General features: G+C 67.6%; 17 protein-coding genes. 10 read left to right on the forward strand and 7 right to left on the reverse strand.

Features of this window, described 5'->3' with window-relative positions; all coding sequences use genetic code 11:
- The first annotated feature begins 80 nt into the window (after window positions 1-80).
- Entirely contained in the window at window positions 81-3,293 is a 3,213-nt protein-coding gene (locus PV781_RS07810) for a glycosyltransferase family 2 protein (protein ID WP_274775065.1), read from the forward strand.
- Window positions 3,294-3,325: 32 nt separating this feature from the next.
- Here PV781_RS07810 and ftsY read toward each other — a convergent pair whose 3' ends face one another.
- Genes ftsY through dapF form a run of 3 tightly spaced genes read right to left on the reverse strand, consistent with a single transcriptional unit; the run spans window position 3,326 to window position 6,446 of the window.
- Window positions 3,326-4,270, reverse strand: a complete 945-nt coding sequence (ftsY, locus tag PV781_RS07815) for a signal recognition particle-docking protein FtsY (RefSeq protein ID WP_274775066.1) — start codon at window positions 4,268-4,270, stop codon at window positions 3,326-3,328.
- 32 nt (window positions 4,271-4,302) lie between these two features.
- On the reverse strand, window positions 4,303-5,598 hold the full coding sequence (gene mtaB / locus PV781_RS07820; protein WP_274775067.1) for a tRNA (N(6)-L-threonylcarbamoyladenosine(37)-C(2))-methylthiotransferase MtaB: 1,296 nt from the start codon (window positions 5,596-5,598) through the stop codon (window positions 4,303-4,305).
- Entirely contained in the window at window positions 5,595-6,446 is an 852-nt protein-coding gene (dapF, locus tag PV781_RS07825; protein WP_274775068.1) for a diaminopimelate epimerase, read from the reverse strand. Before dapF ends, mtaB begins: the two co-directional genes overlap by 4 nt.
- A 233-nt stretch (window positions 6,447-6,679) precedes the next feature.
- On the opposite strand from dapF, the gene PV781_RS07830 reads away from it, so the two are divergent.
- The 3 genes from PV781_RS07830 to PV781_RS07840 all read left to right on the forward strand — a co-directional run bounded on the left by PV781_RS07830 (window position 6,680) and on the right by PV781_RS07840 (window position 8,392).
- On the forward strand, window positions 6,680-7,312 hold the full coding sequence (locus PV781_RS07830) for a GyrI-like domain-containing protein (RefSeq protein ID WP_274775069.1): 633 nt from the start codon (window positions 6,680-6,682) through the stop codon (window positions 7,310-7,312).
- A 103-nt stretch (window positions 7,313-7,415) separates the two neighbouring features.
- Complete coding sequence (gene thpR / locus PV781_RS07835; RefSeq protein WP_274775070.1) at window positions 7,416-7,946, forward strand: RNA 2',3'-cyclic phosphodiesterase; 531 nt, start codon at window positions 7,416-7,418, stop codon at window positions 7,944-7,946.
- Between the two features lie 47 nt (window positions 7,947-7,993).
- On the forward strand, window positions 7,994-8,392 hold the full coding sequence (locus PV781_RS07840; protein ID WP_425532372.1) for a YkvA family protein: 399 nt from the start codon (window positions 7,994-7,996) through the stop codon (window positions 8,390-8,392).
- Window positions 8,393-8,408: 16 nt separating this feature from the next.
- On the opposite strand, the gene PV781_RS07845 is transcribed toward PV781_RS07840, so the two are convergent.
- The gene (locus tag PV781_RS07845; protein WP_274775072.1) at window positions 8,409-9,389 is read right to left on the reverse strand and encodes an NADPH:quinone oxidoreductase family protein; all 981 of its coding nucleotides are present in this window, start codon (window positions 9,387-9,389) and stop codon (window positions 8,409-8,411) included.
- Window positions 9,390-9,591: 202 nt separating this feature from the next.
- On the opposite strand from PV781_RS07845, the gene PV781_RS07850 reads away from it, so the two are divergent.
- Window positions 9,592-10,113 carry an invasion associated locus B family protein gene (locus PV781_RS07850; protein WP_274775073.1) on the forward strand — a complete coding sequence of 174 codons (522 nt, stop codon included), beginning with the start codon at window positions 9,592-9,594 and terminating at the stop codon, window positions 10,111-10,113.
- Window positions 10,114-10,235: 122 nt separating this feature from the next.
- Entirely contained in the window at window positions 10,236-11,444 is a 1,209-nt protein-coding gene (gene rlmN / locus PV781_RS07855) for a dual-specificity RNA methyltransferase RlmN (protein ID WP_274775074.1), read from the forward strand.
- Window positions 11,445-11,456: 12 nt separating this feature from the next.
- Here the strand turns inward: rlmN and PV781_RS07860 are convergent, their stop codons facing one another.
- A complete protein-coding gene (locus PV781_RS07860; RefSeq protein ID WP_274775075.1) occupies window positions 11,457-12,233 on the reverse strand; it encodes a DUF1217 domain-containing protein in 777 nt (258 codons plus the stop codon).
- An 86-nt stretch (window positions 12,234-12,319) separates the two neighbouring features.
- On the opposite strand from PV781_RS07860, the gene PV781_RS07865 reads away from it, so the two are divergent.
- Together PV781_RS07865 and PV781_RS07870 are read left to right on the forward strand one after the other, a co-directional pair.
- Window positions 12,320-12,724, forward strand: a complete 405-nt coding sequence (locus tag PV781_RS07865) for a VOC family protein (protein ID WP_274775076.1) — start codon at window positions 12,320-12,322, stop codon at window positions 12,722-12,724.
- A gap of 7 nt (window positions 12,725-12,731) precedes the next feature.
- The gene (locus PV781_RS07870) at window positions 12,732-13,247 is read left to right on the forward strand and encodes a hypothetical protein (protein WP_274775077.1); all 516 of its coding nucleotides are present in this window, start codon (window positions 12,732-12,734) and stop codon (window positions 13,245-13,247) included.
- A gap of 19 nt (window positions 13,248-13,266) precedes the next feature.
- Here PV781_RS07870 and PV781_RS07875 read toward each other — a convergent pair whose 3' ends face one another.
- Complete coding sequence (locus PV781_RS07875) at window positions 13,267-13,899, reverse strand: 2-hydroxychromene-2-carboxylate isomerase (RefSeq protein ID WP_274775182.1); 633 nt, start codon at window positions 13,897-13,899, stop codon at window positions 13,267-13,269.
- Between the two features lie 164 nt (window positions 13,900-14,063).
- Between PV781_RS07875 and PV781_RS07880 the strand changes: the two genes are divergently transcribed.
- Window positions 14,064-14,894 (forward strand): phosphatase PAP2 family protein, encoded by an 831-nt coding sequence (locus PV781_RS07880; RefSeq protein ID WP_274775078.1) that lies wholly within the window; start codon window positions 14,064-14,066, stop codon window positions 14,892-14,894.
- Between the two features lie 41 nt (window positions 14,895-14,935).
- Complete coding sequence (locus tag PV781_RS07885) at window positions 14,936-16,165, forward strand: argininosuccinate synthase (RefSeq protein WP_274775079.1); 1,230 nt, start codon at window positions 14,936-14,938, stop codon at window positions 16,163-16,165.
- An 88-nt stretch (window positions 16,166-16,253) separates the two neighbouring features.
- Here PV781_RS07885 and PV781_RS07890 read toward each other — a convergent pair whose 3' ends face one another.
- Window positions 16,254-17,570 carry a multidrug effflux MFS transporter gene (locus PV781_RS07890; protein WP_274775080.1) on the reverse strand — a complete coding sequence of 439 codons (1,317 nt, stop codon included), beginning with the start codon at window positions 17,568-17,570 and terminating at the stop codon, window positions 16,254-16,256.

A 17,570-nucleotide genomic window follows, 5' to 3' on the forward strand; every position in this document is an offset into this window, starting at 1 on the left:
CATCCAGCGTGATTTCGCCTCTATCGCACTGCGTCAGGGTGGGGTGATATGCTTCAGCGCAAATGCGCCGGCGAGACTGAATGACCACCAAAGAAGAAGCGGGCCTCATAGGGGCCGTCGATCGCATCGAATCGGGCCGCAATGTTTCGCTCGTCATCGGATGGTGCATCGCCTCCCGCCATCGGACGCCGCCGGGCGAGGTCGTGCTGCGCGTTGGCGGAATGGAGCTTGGCAGGACCGGGCATTTCACCCTGCGCCCGGATTTGACCGTCGTGGGCCTGGAGAACGTGGCCTGCGGCTTCGTCGTCTCCGTCCCCGCAGCGCTTGATGCCCGCACAGTCGCCCGGATCGACGTGTCTGACGGCGAGGGGCGCCCCGTGGAGCTGCTGCCCCGCGCCCTGGACATCCACCGCCTTGCGCCCAGGGGGCGCATCGAGCGGGCAGGTCCCGAAGGGATCACGGGCTGGATCTTCGACCCGGATGCTCCCGAGCCGCTGGCGACGCTGACCTTTGCCGGCCTGAACGCGACGATCCCCGCCGACCGGCCCCGTCCGGACCTGGCGGCGGCCGGCATGGGGCTGGACCTCCAATGGGGATTCGAGCTGACAGCCGAGGACCTCGCCCCCGCCTTTGCCGAGCTGGGCGGCGTTCCCAGCAAGGTTCCGGTGGTCTTGTTTGCCGGAGACGTGGAACTGGACACGGCCCTGTTCGGCTCGGGCCGGCCACTCGGCAGCATCGATTCGGCCGACGCCCATGGGCTCAGCGGATGGGCCGTGCGCGAGGGGCTGCCCAGCGAGACCGCCTCCGTCGACATCTCCATCGACGGCATCCCCTTTGCGCACCTTCCGGCGGACCGGGAGCGCATGGACTTGCGTCTGGCCGGCCTGTCCGACACGGGGGGCGGCTTCGCGCTGCACTGGGGGCGCCCGCCGGTGCGCGGCGGCCGCTTCACGGTGTCCGTGCGCGACGCGGAGGCGGGTACGGAGTTGCGCGGCTCACCGGTCGAGATCGAGGCCCCCGCCTTGCCTGATCCCGAACTGCGAAATCCGGGCCTCGACCGACATCTGGCGACCATCATCGTACCGGTTTTCAACGCGCCGGCCGCGCTTGAGCGTTGTCTGACGGCACTGCTGCGGCATACCACGGCGCGGGCGCGTCTTGCGGTGCTTGACGATGCCAGCACCGATCCTGCCGTGCTCTCCGTGCTGCAGCGCCTGGAGGGTCTCGCCAATGTCATCGTGCGGCGCAACCGCCAGAATGAGGGCTTCGCCCGGACCGTAGACGCCGGCATCAAGGCGGTTCAGGGCGATGTGGTGATCCTGAATGCGGACACGGAAGTCGGTCCGCGCTGGCTGGAAAACCTGCTCACCGCCTCCTGGCAGGCGCCCCGCATCGGCACCGTGACGGCCCTGTCCAATCGCGCCGGTGCCTTCTCGGCACCCGACATCAACGGCACCAACGCGCTGCCGGACCATCTGTCCGCCGCCGACGTGTCGCGCCTCGTCAACCAGGCGGCGCTGGGCCTCTATCCGGCGGTGGGCACCGGAAACGGCTTCTGCATGTTCATCCGCCGCGCCTGCTATGACGCGGTGGGCGGCTTCGACCTGAAGGCCTTTGCCAAAGGCTATGGGGAAGAGAACGACTTCTGCGTGCGCGCCATGCATCTGGGCTGGCAACACGTCATCGACGACCGCACCTACGTGCTGCACGAGCGCGAGGCCAGCTTCGGCGCCCGCGCGGCCGCCCTCAAGCAGGAAGCGCGGGAGACGCTGAAGCGCCATTCCGAGTTCGACGTCATTGTCGAGAGCTTCACCCGCCGCACCGATCTGAACACCGTGCGCTACCAGGTGCGCCGCGCCTTCAGCGCGGCCCCGGCCAAGGTGCGGCCGCGCATGCTGTTCGTGATCTCGACGCTGAGCGGCGGCACGCCCCAGACCAACCGCGACCTGATGGAAACTCTGCGCGACCGCTACGAGCCCTACCTGCTCTACTGCAATGGTCACGTCCTGGAACTGTGGTCGGCGGACGGGGACGAGCAGCGCCTCCTGGAGCGCAAGGTCCTCGACCGGCGCATCGACCCGGTGCTGCACACCTCGGACGCCTATGACATTGCGGTGCGCGGCTGGCTGGCAAAATATGCCATCGAACTGGTGCACATCCGACACCTCGCCTATCACAGCCTCGGCCTGCCAGCGGTGTGCGCATCGCTGGCGCTGCCCACCGTCTATTCCTTCCACGATTATTATACGCTCTGCCCCAGCGTGAAACTGATCGACGAGGCCGGCCAATTCTGCGCCGGCCGCTGCACTCATACGCCCGGTCCCTGCGCCTCAGAGCTATGGGACCAGAGCGAAATGCCGGACATCAAGAATGCCTATGTGGAGCGCTGGCGGGCGCGCTTCCAGGCGGCCATCGCCACCTGCGATGCCCTGGTGACCACCGCGCCCTCCGTGGCGGAACTCATCGGGCGCATCATGCCGGCCGTCGCCGGGCGGCTGAAGGTCATTCCCCACGGGCGCACCTTCTCCCGCTTCGGCCGGGCGACGCCCTATGTGCCGGGGACGCCCTTCCGCATCCTGGTGGCCGGCGACCTCTCCCGGGCCAAGGGCTCGGCGCTGGTGAGCGAGCTGGCGCACCTGCTGCGGGACGAGGGCGTCGAGATCCACCAACTGGGCGGCTATGATGACGGGCTGGATACCAGCGTTGTCACCGCCCACGGCCCGTATGCACGCGAGGAATTCGTGACGCGGGCGGAAGCCATCGGCGCCCATATGGCGCTCGTCGCCCCGCTCTGGGCGGAGACCTATTGCCATGTGCTGACAGAATCCTGGGCCGCGGGCCTGCCCGTCCTTGGGCGGGATCTTGGCGCGGTGGGCGAGCGCATCGCCGAGCATGGGGCCGGCTGGCTCTTCGACGCCGCCGATGCGAGCCTGCTCGCCGACGCCGTGCGCTTCATTCGCGATACGCCGGAGGAGATGGAGCAGCGCCGCGCGGAAGTCCATCGCTGGCAGGAAACCGAAGGCACGGACCGCACGGCGCAGGCCATGGCGGATGATTATGCCGGTCTCTATGAGGCCATTCTTGCCCGCCGCCGCGGGCTCCTCCAGCGCCGCGCACCAACACAGAAGGGCCAAGGCGCCGCGCCTGCCCCTGGGCGTCCGCCGACGGGGCCGGGTCAACCGCCTCGGCCCCCGCAACCACCCCAAACGGGGCAGCCGCCGCGCCCGCCCCAGCCCCAGCCGCCGCGCCCCAATCCGGCGCCGCCACCGCAGCCAGCCCGCGCCTTCCGGTAGGTGCCGCTACGGCCTCGGTCGGGGCGAACGCCTTAATTGAGGCCGGCAATGGCCCGGGCGAAGTCCCGGGCGGCGAAAGGCTGGAGATCGTCCGCCCCTTCGCCGACGCCGATCAGGTGCACGGGAATGCCGTGCTTGGCGGCGATGGCCACCAGGATGCCGCCGCGCGCGGTTCCATCCAGCTTGGTCATGACAAGCCCGGTGACGCCGGCAATGCGCGAGAACACCTCCACCTGGGAGAGCGCATTCTGGCCCACCGTGGCATCCAGCACGAGCAGCACCGCGTGGGGGGCGGTGGGCTCAAGCTTCTTGATGACGCGGACCACCTTCTCCAGCTCGGCCATCAGCTCCGTGCGGTTCTGAAGCCGGCCGGCCGTGTCGATCATGAGGATGTCGGCGTTCAGCGCGCGGGCCTCGGTGATGGCGTCATGGGCGACGCCGGCAGCATCCGCGCCGGGCGCGCGGGCGATCACATGGGCGCCGGTGCGCTCGCCCCACACCTTCAATTGCTCAATGGCGGCGGCGCGGAAGGTGTCGCCGGCCGCCAGAACCACCTTGCGGCCTTCCGACCGCCATTGGGAGGCAAGCTTGCCGATCGTGGTGGTCTTGCCCGAACCGTTGACGCCCACCATCAGCAGGATGAAGGGCCTGTGGGCGGCCGTATCCACGACCAGGGGCTTGGCGACCGGTGAGAGGATGGTCTCCACCTCGGCGGCGATCAGCTCCTTCACCTCGTCGGCGGAGATCATCTTGTCGTGCCGGCCGCGCCCCACCTCTTCCACGATGCGGGCGGCGGTGGCGGTGCCGAGGTCTGCCCGGATCAGGATGTCCTCCAGATCCTCCAGGGTGGCGGTGTCGAGCTTGCGCTTGGTGACAAGGTCCGTGATGCCCTGGGTCAGGCTCTGGGCGGTGCGTGCCAGGCCGCTGGTGAGGCGCTTCCAGAAGCCCTTCTTCTCCGGTGTTCCGCTCTCGCTCATGGGGGTCCTTGGCAGTCCTTGGGGCTTGGGTGTCAGGCCGCGATCAGCCGGGCGCCGTCATGGCCCGAGATCCGCAGGTCGAGAATAGCGCCAGGGCGCGCCGCGCGCGCCACCCGCACCGGAGTGAAATGGGGGGTGCGTCCACCGCCGTCAGCCTCCACCAGCACCGCCCGGCTGCGTCCCACCTGGGCGGCCAGATGGCGCAGCAGAGCGGCCTCGCCCTTCTCCCGCAGACGCCGCGCCCGCTCCTTCACCAGCGGACGGGCGATCTGGGGCATGCGGGCGGCCGGTGTGCCGGGGCGGGGGGAAAATGGGAAGACATGCAGGAAAGAGAGACCAAGACCGTCGACGCAAGTGAGCGTGTTGCGGAACTGCGCCTCGGTCTCGGTGGGAAAGCCGGCGATGAGATCGGCACCCAGGACCAGGTCGGGCCGACGTCGGCGCATCTCGGCGACGAGGCGCTCGGCGTCCGCGCGGCTGTGGCGCCGCTTCATGCGCTTCAGGATCAAATCGTCGCCCGATTGCAGCGACAAATGAAGGTGCGGCATCAGCCGCTCCTCCTCCGCCAAGGCGGTCAGGAGCTCGTCGTCCGCCTCAACCATGTCGATGGAGGACAGGCGCAACCGTTCCAGAGCCGGCACATGTCGCAGGATGGAGCGCACCAGACGGCCGAGCGTCGGAGTACCGGGCAGGTCGCAGCCATAGGACGTGAGGTCGACACCGGTCAGCACCACCTCCCGCTGGCCGGCCTCCACGACCCGCGCGATATGCGCCACCACCGCGCCCATGGGCACCGAGCGCGCATTGCCGCGGCCGAAGGGAATGATGCAGAAGGTGCAGCGATGGTCGCAGCCGTCCTGCACCTGCACGAAGGCCCGCGTGCGCCGGTCGAGACCGTCAGCCATGTGCGGGGCGATGGCGCGCACCGCCATGATGTCGTCCACCGCAAGGCGCGACGGTGTGGGCACAGCAAGCGCCGCCCGCGTCTCGCGCCAGAGGCCAGGATCGGTCTTTCGGACATTGCCGATCACCCGGTCCACCTCGGGCATGGCGATAAAGCGCGAAGGGTCGGCCTGGGCGGCACAGCCGGCCACGATGATGCGCGCGCTGGGGCGCTCGCGCTTGGCCTTTCGGATGGCCTGGCGTGCCTGGTTCACCGCCTCGGCGGTCACCGCGCAGGTATTGACGATCACCGCGTCGGTGACGCCCGCCGCGCGGGCCGCCGCCTCCATCTGGGTGGAGTCCAACGCGTTGAGGCGACAGCCGAAGGTCAGGATGGAAATCCCGTCTTCGCGTGCTGCCTCGGGCGCCGCGCCCGGAACGGTCACGCGGCCTCCGTCAGCATGGCGGCGGTCAGGACGCCCTCGAACTCATGGGCCACCGGGCCGGTCATGAGGACATGCGCGTCGCTCTCGCGCCATTGGATGGTCAGGTCGCCGCCGGGGAGAGTGATGCGCACCGTGCGCCCGGTGCGCCCCATGCGCACGGCGTTGACGGCGACGGCGCAGGCGGCGGTGCCGCAGGCGCGGGTGCGGCCGGCGCCGCGCTCCCACACATCGACGATCAGATGATCAGAGCCCGCCTGGCGCACGAAGGAGATATTGGCCCGCTCGGGGAAGAGGGCATGATGCTCCAAAGCCGGGCCCAGGCGATCGACGTCCACCTCTGCGTCCACGAAAAAGACCGCATGGGGATTGCCCATGCTGGCGAAGCTGGCTGGCCCGAGGGCCTCGTAGCCGGGAATGACGTAGGATGCGGTGTCGGGCACCGGGGCCGCCAGCGGGATCTCAGCCCAATGGAGGCGCGGGGCGCCCATGTCGACGGTGATGGTACCATCGCCCTCAACGTCGCAGATCAGAAGGCCGGCCGGGCTCTCGAACACCACATGGTCCGACCCCGCCCGAGCCGCTTCATAGGCCGCGATGCAGCGCGTGCCATTGCCGCAGGCGGCGGCTTCCGAGCCGTCGGAATTCAGAATGCGCACGAAGGCCGCGGTCTCCGGCCGGCGGGGCGGATAGAGCACCATGGCCTGGTCAAAGGGAACGGCCTGCGGGCGGGCGAGCGCGCGCGCCTCGGCAGGGGTGACCTCAACGGGATCCGAACGCAGGTCGAGCACCAGGATCTCGTTGCCGAGCCCGTTCATCTTCACGAATTGGCGATCCGCAAGCCTGGCCATGATGTCCGACAAATCCTGCCGCCGCGGGGCCGCCCGATGTGGCGGCCTCAAGCGCGTTCCGCCTTATATGGCGGGCACCCGCCCTTGCGCCACCCCTTCGCCATGCGCAGGGCGTATGCACACGATGAGAACATGATAAAAGTGCGCCGCAATAGCCAGGGCCGGCACGATCCGGCAGGAGTGAGCAAGCAATGAGCGGGTCGTCTCGCCTTCGCGCCGGTTGGTGGAACACGATGCGTGCAGGCGCCCTGGGGGCGATCCTTGCCCTTCTCGGCGTCACGGCCGGCGTTGCGCAGAATGCCCCCTCCCCTGCCGAGGTCGCGCCCCTGCCGGGTGGCCCGCCATCCCTCGGTGCGCCGCGCGCCGCCCCCGGACCGGGCCAGCAGCCGCCTCCCGTGCAGGACCTTATGTCGCCCGAGGAGGTGGTCCTCTCTCCCGTGCCGATCCTCAGCAAGACCGGCCAAGCCAGCTGGGAGAGCGGGTTCGAGATCATCGTCGGCACCCTGAAGGCCCTGACCGCCGAGATTGACCGCCTCGGTCTTAAGCGGGACGGTGATGTCATGGTGCTCTACACCTCCAGCGACGATGCTGGCTTCGAGTTCGAGGCACAGATCCCATTCAGCGGCACCACCCAGGACAAGCCGAAGGATGGCGTGACGCTGGGCGCCTCCTTCAGCGGCAAGGTGCTGAAATTCACCCATCACGGCTCTTTCGCCGACATGGATGAAACCTACGAATCCATCGCCAATTACCTCGACAGCAAGAACCTCCAGGCGCAGGACGCCTATGTGGAGAAGTACCTGACCGACCCGATGACCGCGTCTCCGGATGCCCTCGACGTGGACATCTTCGTTCCCTTGAAGTGATCGTCTTCCCACAAGCGGGCGAATCTCATTCACTGGACGCATTGCCCCGTCGAAGCGGTCCGTGATCCGGGCGGCCGGTTGGCGGGGGGAGTAGGAGGCGCACATGCCGCGACTCTTCACCGCCATCGAGGTCCCCGCCCCGATCGGCCTCGACTTGTCCATGCTGCGCGGCGGCCTGTCGGGGGCGCGGTGGATCGATCCGGAAAACTACCATGTGACGCTGCGTTTCGTCGGCGACGTGGATGACGGGCTTGGCCGCGAGATCATGTATTCCCTGGGCCAGGTGCGGCGGCGCTCGTTCGAGATGGCGCTCGACGGCCTCGACCAGTTCGGCGGCAACCGGCCCCGCTCCCTGTTTGCCACCGTGCGGACCAACCCGGCGCTGCTGGAACTCCAGGCGGAGCACGAGCGCATCATGCAGCGCCTCGGCCTGTCTCCGGACCGCTCCTACAAGCCGCACGTCACACTCGCCCGGCTGCGCGACGCCTCCAGCCGGCAGGTGGCGGACTATCTGTCCATGCGGGGGGCCTATCGCAGCCCGACATTCCAGGTGCCCCGCTTCGTTCTCTTCTCCTCCCGCGATTCGGTGGGCGGCGGGCCTTACCTCGTGGAAGCCGCCTATCCGCTGGCCTGACGGGGGCCTCTTGCGCCGGTGCGGGACGTCCCCATCTGAAATCCATGATGCACTCGTCTTCCGACCCCACCGACTGGAGCCGCCTTGAGGCGGAGGATGCCGCCGAGGCTGCCCGTGCGCGGGCGGACGAGGCCCGCGTCAAGCGTGGCTTCTGGCAGAAGATCCGCCGGACGGCAGCCTCCGTCCCCTTTGCCGAGGATGCGGTCGCGGCCTATTTCGCCGCGTTTGATCGCAACACGCCGCTGAAGGTGCGTGCGGGGCTTCTGGCGGCGCTCGCCTATTTCGTGCTGCCTGCGGACTTCGCACCGGACATCCTGCCGGTGATCGGCTTCGGCGACGACGCCGCCGTTCTGTTCACCGCCTTGAAGCTCCTGTCGTCCCACATCACCCCCACGCACCGCGACGCGGCGCGGGAGGCCCTGGACGAGGTGAAGGCCGGCGGCTGATCGCCGGCCGCAAGCGTCACAGGCCGGTGGTCAGTACCACCTTGCCCTTCACACGGCGTCCGGAGATTTCGCCAAGCGCCTCCACGCAGCGCTCCAACGGGAAGGTCTTGTCCACGTGGGCGGAGATCCGCCCCTCGACCGCGTAGCCGAACAACTCCTGCAGAGCTGCGCGCATCCAGGCCGGGTTGCGACGGGCATTGGTGCCGAAGGCAACGCCGCGGGCATCGCAATTCTTCAACAGGAGCAGGTTCAGCGGCAGCTTCGGGATGGAACCGGCGGCAAAGCCGATGACCAGGAGGCGCCCGAACCAGGCCAGCGACCGCACCGCCTGCTCCGACTGCTCCCCACCCACCGGATCATAGATGACGTCGATGCCCTTCTCCCCGCCAAGCCGCTTCAGCGCCGCCTTCAGGTCTTCCTGCGTGTAGTCGATGCCCTCGTCCGCGCCGTGCGACTTGGCAAAGTCGATCTTGTCCGGCGAGGAGGCGCAGGCGATCACACGCGCGCCGAGGATCTTGCCCAGTTCCACCGCCGCAAGGCCCACGCCCCCGGCTGCTCCCAGCACCGCCAGGGTCTCGCCGGGCTTCAATTCGCCCCGGTCCCGCAGGGCATAAAGCGACGTGCCATAGGTCACGGTGAGGCCGGCGGCGCGCACCATGTCGAGCCCGTCAGGCACCCGCGCCAGCGTGTTGGCGGGCACGACCACCTTCTCGCGCGCCGCGCCATACGTGACATAGCCCGCCACACGGTCGCCCAGGACGAGGTCCGTGACGCCGTCCCCGAGCGCGCTCACCACGCCGGAAAACTCGCCGCCGGGGGAGAAGGGCAGATCGGGCTTGGTCTGGTAGAGGTCGCGGATGATGAGGGTGTCGAAGAAATTCAGCCCGATGGCGGCCACCGTCACCACCACCTCGCCAGGCCCCGCGACGGGATCAGGCAGGTCGACGAACTCCAGGTCCTCGGCGGGGGCATGACGGACGCACAGCACGGCCTTCATCGTGATTCTACTCCCGTTTTGGCCCTATGGGCGCCATCCACAGCATGGCGCTAGGCATTGGCACGACTTGTGTTAAGGAAACGGCAAACTGTCTGTGTGCCATTTTTTGGTCGGCGTCCACCGTTAGGGGACGTCCCAGAGACGCAGCGGGCGAGCTGGCGGGGACACCTGCGGCCGCCCCTCCAGCCAACAAGGTGACGTCATGGCTCCTTTCCGTGCAAGTTCCGCCGCCCTTGGCGCCGCTCTCCTCCTGGCGGCCACCGGCGGCGCTCTTGCCCAGGCGCCCCAGCCCAAGGCGGTGGCCCAGTTCGGTGACTGGAGCGTCTATGCCAGCGGCAGCGGCAATTCCAGGGTGTGCTACGCCATCTCCCAGCCCAAGGATCGCCAGCCCGGCGGGCTGAAGCGCGACCCGGCCTATTTCTTCATCTCCACCCGTCCGGGCGAGAAGGTCACCAACGAGGTGAGCCTGAAGATGGGCTTCCCGCTGAAGGATGGCAGCGAGGCCAAGCTGACGGTCGGCTCCCAGTCCTTCATGCTCTACACCAAGGAAGATGGCGCCTGGGTTCGCAACGTTGCGGACGAGGGCAAGCTGGTGGACGCCATCCGGAAGGGCAAGGACGTGACGGTGGTCTCGACTTCAGTGCGCGGCAACCCCACCACCGACAAATACGGCCTGTCCGGCATCAGCCAGGCGCTCGACCGGGTGGCCCAGGAGTGCAAGTGATCGCGCTCACCCGACAGTGGACGCCTTGAGAGCGGGGTGAGGCCCGGTTCTGTGTGTCCGGCATGCGTGCCGGGCGCGCGCCGCAGTGGCGGCGGCGGCCGGAAAACGCTATGTGTGGCCCCATGACGCGCATGATCGAAGAATTCTCGGCGCCGGTTCCGGCCGGCGCCGCACTGCCGAGCCTCGCCGGCCTCAGCCGCGAGAAGCTCAACCTTGCCCTCGGCGCCATCGGCGTTCCCGAGCGCGAGCGGCGCATGCGCGTCAACCAGCTCTGGCACTGGATCTATCTGCGCGGCGCCACCTCGTTTGACGAGATGACCAACGTCTCCAAGCATTTGCGGGCGCGCCTTGCGGACAGCTATGGTCTTGCCCGGCCGGAGATCGTGGTCGAGCAGGTGTCCCAGGACGGCACCCGCAAATGGCTGCTGCGCCTGCCCGCCGAGACCCCCGGCGAACGCCCGCACGAGGTGGAGGCGGTCTATATTCCCGAGCGCGACCGGGGCACGCTGTGCGTCTCCAGCCAGGTGGGCTGCACGCTGAATTGCTCCTTCTGCCACACCGGCACCCAGCGCCTGGTGCGCAACCTCACCGCCGCCGAGATCATCGGGCAGGTGCTGGTGGCCCGCGACCGGCTGGGCGACTATCCCGGCCAGGAGCGCGCCGTGGGCCCGGGCCTTCCCACGGAAGGCGACCGGCTCGTCACCAACATCGTTTTCATGGGCATGGGCGAGCCGCTCTATGCCTATGATTCGGTAGCTGAAGCGATTGAGATTCTGGCGGACGGAGACGGGCTCGGGCTCGGCAAGCGGCGCATCACGGTGTCCACGTCCGGCGTGGTGCCGGAAATCGAGCGGCTCGGCCGCGATGTCGGCCCCATGCTCGCCATCTCGCTCCATGCGGTGCGGGACGATCTGCGCGACGTGCTCGTGCCGATCAACAAGAAGTATCCCATCGCCCAGCTGATGGAGGCCTGCCGGACCTATCCGCCCGCCTCCAACGCCAAGCGCATCACGTTCGAATATGTGATGCTGAAGGGCGTCAATGACAGCCCGGCGGACGCCCGCGCCCTGGTGAAGCTGCTGGAAGGCGTGCCGGCCAAGATCAACCTGATCCCATTCAATCCCTGGCCCGGCACGAAGTATGAGTGTTCGGACTGGGAGACCATCGAGCGCTTCTCGGACATCGTGTTCCGCGCAGGTTATGCCAGCCCCGTCCGCACGCCACGCGGCCGCGACATCCTCGCCGCCTGTGGGCAGTTGAAGAGCGAGACGGAAAAGCTCTCCGCCCGCGAGCGACTGGCCTTGCGCGCCATGGCGGCGGCGGCGGAATGACCCTCCGGGGCCTCAGCCGCCATATTTCAGGTTGATCAGGGAACTGGTGAAGCCCGAACTGGCCGTGCTGCCGCCGGTGAACAGTTGCAGCACCGGCGTGCTGGCGGTGTTCTCGGTGGCATCCCACATGATGGTGAAGCGCTTCAGCATCTTGTCCACCTTGGCGGGATCCTGGAGATCCGCCACATTCATCCGCGCTTTTATGGCCTTGGCTTGCTGATCGATATCCGCCGTGCCCATCTCGGTCGGGAAGCCATAGACGGTCTTGACCACCTTCCAGAGCGCGGTGTCGGCCAGAAGGCCGTAGGCGCTCTTCACGGTGGGCGCCATGCGCTTGAAGTAGAGGGCCAGCTTCACGCCCTGGTCGGTGGCGCCGAGATCATCCTCCATGCTCTGCTGCACATAGGCCTTCACCACATCGGAAGGCGAGGCGGCAGTGGCGAGAGAGGTGCCGTTCAGATAGCCGAACGCCTTGGCGAAGTTGGTGAAGCGGGAATCCGCGAGCTTGTTGGCAAAGCTGGCCTTGTCGGACAGGTCGGAGGTCAGCACCTTCTTCATGTAGGCCTTGGCATAGGCCATGTCCTCCAACCCGTACGCCTTCATGGCAAAGTTGAAGACGCGGTAATTCTTCACGAACGCATCCACCGTCTTGATCTTGCCCATCTGCGCCTCGAAATAGGCGATCTCGTTCTTGACGAGGGGCTCCTTGGCATGCTGGTCCAGCGCCTTGGCGCCGGACTTGTTCAGGTAGTTGTAGGTGAGGGTCGTCGAACCCAGATAGATGCTCATCGGATGCCTCACGCCACACGGTTCCTTCACGCGTAGCAGGGCAAGCTGGCGCGAGGCTGGCACACGCCGCCGGGAGACATGTCCCAATGCTTGACCATATCGGACTTCCGGTGTCGGACTTCCCTCGCGCCCGCGCCTTCTATGCGGCCGCCCTCGCCCCGCTCGGCCTCTCGCTGGTGATGGAGGTCAGCGCGGAGGAGACCGGCGCGGCGGCCCATGCCGGCTATGGGCAGACGGGCAAGCCGTTCTTCTGGATCGCGTCAGGCGGCTCGAACAACCCGAAGCCAGCCTCGGAAAGCCGTGTGCACGTGGCCTTTGCGGCCGAGAGCCGGGCGCAGGTGGATGCCTTTCACGCGGCCGCCCTCGCCGCCGGAGGACGCGACAATGGCGGACCGGGCTTGCGGCCGCACTATCATCCCCATTACTACGGCGCCTTCATCCTCGACCCGGACGGCCACAATATCGAAGCCGTCTGCCACCACCCGGCCTGATGGGCGCATGGACAGCTTCTTCCGTCTTCTCCTGCGTCTGGTGCTTGTGCCGGCAGGCTTTGTCACCGCGCTGACAGCGGGAGCGCTGGTGATCCTGTTTGGCCAGTGGCGGGTCGGCGCCCTGTTCGCCGCCGTGCCGGGCGGAGATCCCGAAACCATGTTCGCCCTGCTGGACGCGCTGTTTGCGGCCGGCTTCCTGGTGATGTTCCTGGTGTCCACCATGTGGCTGGTGGGGGCGATCGGCGTGCTCTTCTCAGAGGTCTTTGCCGTGCGCTCCTGGATGTTCCATGTGGCGAATGGCGCGGTCTCGGCCTTCGCCGGCGCCGCACTCTTCCCCCGCCTCTCCGGCGAGTTGGCGCCGATCGCGGACCCGTTCTACATCCTGGCGGCCGGCCTTGCCGGCGGCCTGGCCTATTGGCTCACCGCTGGCTGGTCGGCCGGCTTCTGGAAGCCCGTGCTGTCGACGCCCCAGCGCCCGCCACCACCGGCGCCCGGAGCGCCCGGAGCCACCGGCGCCGCGTGATGGGGCGGCGAAGCTCGTCCTATTTGACGGGCGCAGGGCGCCCATGGGCCAGGCTTGCGGCATGCTCCAAAGCATGTTCCAGGCGGTCATTGCCCCAGAACAGTTCCTTGTCGGCGGTGATGAAGGACGGCGCGCCAAAAATGCCGGCGGCACTTGCCTCCTGGGTGGCGGCGCGCAGGCGATCCTTCACCGTCTGGCTTTCCGCCTCCGCGCACAGATCCTCGCAGAAGTGCCCGAGACCGGCGAGAAGCTGGTGGATCACCGTGCGATCGGTAATGTCCCGTCCTTCAGCAAACTCCGCCTTGAAGGCCGCGACCGTGAAAGCGGGACGGGAGGCATCGTTCAGCCAGGTGGCGACGCGGGCGGCCAGCAAGGCATTGACGGGGAAAGGCTCGGGCTTGCGGATGGGTGGCAGGCCATAGCGCACCACCAGGCGCTCCAGGTCGCGCCACATATGCTCGCCCTTGAGCGGAAAGGCATTGAAGGGCGAGGTGGTGTAGCCCTGCGCGGCGAAAATGGGGCCGAGCAAAAACGGCTTCCAGCGGACATGGACGCCCGCCTCCTCCGCCAGGGGGCCGATTCGCACCGCCGCCAGATAGGAATAGGGCGAGGCGAACTCATAATAGAAATCCAGCGTGGCCTGGGCCATGATTCTCCCCGTGACTGGCCGACGCTTTCCCGCGCCGGGCACAAGCGCGGCGGCTCGACTTCCCTCCGGGCCAAGCACGCACTATATGCCCGAAAGTCTTGCGGCCCGACCGGGTCCCCCGCAAGGGTGCAGATCAAGGAAAGTGCGAACACGATGCGGATGCGCCGGTGAAGCTGACGGTTTTCTTCGCCCTGGTGGCCGGCGCCTCGATCGCCATCCTGTTCACGGTCTTCCCGGAATGGGACCTTGCCATCACCGGCTGGTTCTGGGACGCGGCCGCCGGCAATTTCCATTTGGCCGGCACGAAATGGGGCCAGGGGCTGCGCAAGGCGGGCAATATCATTCCCTGGCTGTTCGCCGGCCCGGCCTTCGCCGCCATCATTCTGAAGCTGCTCTTTCCCGGCGGGCGCATGTTCATGCCGGCGCGCGCGGCGGTGTTCCTGGCGCTCACCATGGCGCTGGCCCCAGGGCTTCTGGTCAACGGCATCCTGAAGGAGAATTGGGGGCGCCCCCGGCCGGTCCATGTGGAGACCTTCGGCGGCAAGGACGTGTTCAATCCCTGGTATGCCGTCGGCGGCGCCTGCCCCACCAACTGCTCCTTCGTCTCGGGCGAAGGGGCGTTGGGCTTCTGGATGATCGCGCCGGCGACCCTCGTGCCCGCCCCCTATCGCGGCCCGGCCCTGCTGGCCGCCGCCGCATTTGGCACCGCCGCCGGCGGACTGCGCATCACCTTCGGCGGACATTTCTTCACCGATGTGGCCTTCTCCGGGGTGTTGACCATCCTCATCATCGCGCTCGCCCGGTGGCTGATCTTCACAAGGCCCGGCGCCCCGACCGATGCGCGGATGGAGGCGTTCCTCGGGTCTTGCGGGCGGGCGCTGCACGGCCTCGTCCTGCGGCTGTTCCGACTTGCGCGGTGGAGCCTGAGGCACCTCTGGCGCGGGCTGCGGGCGCTGATCGCGCGCATCCCCTTGCCACGGCGCGGCTCCGGCCTATAGTCCGCCCGACTTTTCCGGCCCCTATCCATCCGAGAGAAACGATGGCGCGCGACGTGAAGAAGGTGGTGCTTGCTTATTCCGGCGGGCTCGACACCTCCGTGATCCTGAAATGGCTCCAGACCACTTATGGCTGCGAGGTGGTGACCTTCACCGCCGATCTCGGCCAGGGGGAGGAACTGGCCCCGGCGCGCGAGAAGGCCCTGCTGCTCGGCATCAAGCCCGAGAACATCTTCATTGAGGACGTGCGAGAGGAATTCGTGCGGGACTACGTGTTCCCCATGTTCCGCGCCAACACGGTCTATGAGGGCCAGTATCTGCTCGGCACCTCCATCGCCCGTCCGCTGATTGCCAAGAAGCAGATCGAGATCGCCCGCAAGGTGGGCGCCGACGCGGTGTCCCACGGCGCCACCGGCAAGGGCAACGACCAGGTGCGCTTCGAGCTCGGCTATTATGCGCTGGAGCCGGAGATCACCGTCATCGCCCCCTGGCGCGAATGGGACCTGACCTCCCGCACCCGCCTGCTGGAATTCGCCGAGGCCCACCAGATCCCGATCGCCAAGGACAAGCGTGGCGAGGCGCCCTTCTCGGTGGACGCGAACCTGCTGCACTCCTCGTCCGAGGGCAAGGTGCTGGAAGACCCGGCGGACGATGCGCCCGAATATGTCTACCAGCGCACCATTTCCCCCGAGGCGGCGCCCGACCAGGCGACCATCATCGATATCGGCTTCGAGCGGGGCGATGCGGTCTCCATCAATGGAGAAGCCCTCTCTCCGGCCACCCTGCTGGCGCGCCTCAATGCGCTCGGCAAGGAGAACGGCATCGGCCGCCTTGACCTGGTGGAAAACCGCTTCGTGGGCATGAAGTCCCGCGGCGTCTATGAGACCCCCGGCGGCACCATCCTGCTCGCCGCCCATCGCGGCATCGAGAGCATCACGCTCGACCGGGGCGCGGCGCACCTGAAGGACGAGCTGATGCCTCGCTATGCGGAGCTCATCTATAACGGCTTCTGGTTCTCGCCCGAGCGCGAGATGCTGCAGGCGGCCATCGACCTGTCGCAGAAGTATGTGACCGGCTCGGTGAAGGTGAAGCTCTACAAGGGCAATGTGTCGGTCATCGGCCGCACCAGCCCCTATTCGCTCTACAACCAGGACCTCGTCACCTTCGAGGAAGGGGCCGTCGCCTATGACCATCGCGACGCGGCCGGCTTCATCAAGCTGAACGCCCTGCGCCTGCGCACCTATGGCGCGCGCGCCCGCAAGACCGGCGTCTGACGCCCGTCCCGCGTCTCAGAACGAAGGCCGGCCCGCATCTGCGGCGCCGGCCGTTTTCATGTGAGCCCAGGTTTCATGCGAGCCCAGGTCACGCCGACTTGCGAAACACCTCGGCCTCGATCTCGTCGCCCGCGGCGCCGATCAGGCCCACCGGGTCGGTGGCAATCTCCAGGTCCGCTTCGTCGATTGGCGGCGCGGAGGCTGGGATGGGCTTGGGCTTGAGGAAAACGTAAGCCGCGCATGAAACCAGCCCCATCACGGGAACCACGACGCCAAGCGCACGTGCCGGATCGGAGAACAGGCTCGCGACCGCCGACCCCAGGAAGCCGCCGCCGATCTGCATGCATCCCATGAGCGCTGCCGCCGAGCCGGCCATGGTGGGAAAGCCGGAAAGCGCGGCCGTGGTGCCGCCGGGCAAAAGCAGCGCGACGCCGAAGGCCCACAAGGCCACCGGCCCCATCACGCTGGGAAAGCTGTAGGGCAGGAACCAGGGCAAGGCCGCCATGGTGGCGCCGCCCGCGAGCACCAAAGCGAGGCCGGCCGGCACAAGGCGATTGGCGTCCACCCCGCGCTTCATGACCTTGCCGGCCACAATGGTACCCAGCATGAAGGAGCCGGTCTGGCACACCATGGCATAGCCGAACTGGGTGGGTGTCAGGCCCACCGTCTCGATCAGCACGAACGGCACGATGGCCGCCAGAGAATAGATGCCGCCCAGCGAGAAGCCGATCATCAGGCTGGCGCGCATGAAGCCGGAATCCCGCAGCAGCGTGCCGTAATTGCGCAGCACCTGGAGGGGGCGTGCATTGGCCGGGTCGGGCGCCGCATTGGTCTCCGGCACCGCCAGGATCAGGAGGCCCATCGCCAGCACGCCATAGAGGACCATCACATAGAAAATGGGCTGCCAGCCCAGCGTGCTGAGGATGACGCCACCAATGGTCGGCGCCAGCGCCGGCCCAATGGCGAGCATGGTGCCGATGAGGTTGAGGATGCGCGCGGAGGCCTGCCCGGTGAACTGATCACGCACGATGGCCCGCGCGATGGCCGGGCCGGCGGCAACGCCTATGCCTTGCAACCCCCGGCCGATAATGAGCCACGTCACGTCCGAAGCGCTGGCGGCCACGATGCTGCCCGCCACATAGAGAGAGAAGAAGCCGATGGCGGCGGGACGCCGGCCATAGGCATCCGAGAGCGGCCCGCAAATGAGCTGGGAAAAGGCAAAGCCGCAGAAATAGACGCTCAGCGTCAGCTTCATCACCGAGGCGGAGGTCCCGAACGCATGAACCAGCGCCGGCAAGGCTGGCGTGTACAGCGACATGCTGATGGGGCCGAGCACGATGATCAGCGCGCCGATGATCGCGGTGCGCATCTCGGTCATGACCGGCTTCGGCGCGGGGGCAAGCAT

The sequence above is a fragment of the Aquabacter sediminis genome (genome assembly GCF_028863665.1).
Classification (GTDB): Bacteria; Pseudomonadota; Alphaproteobacteria; order Rhizobiales; family Xanthobacteraceae; genus L1I39.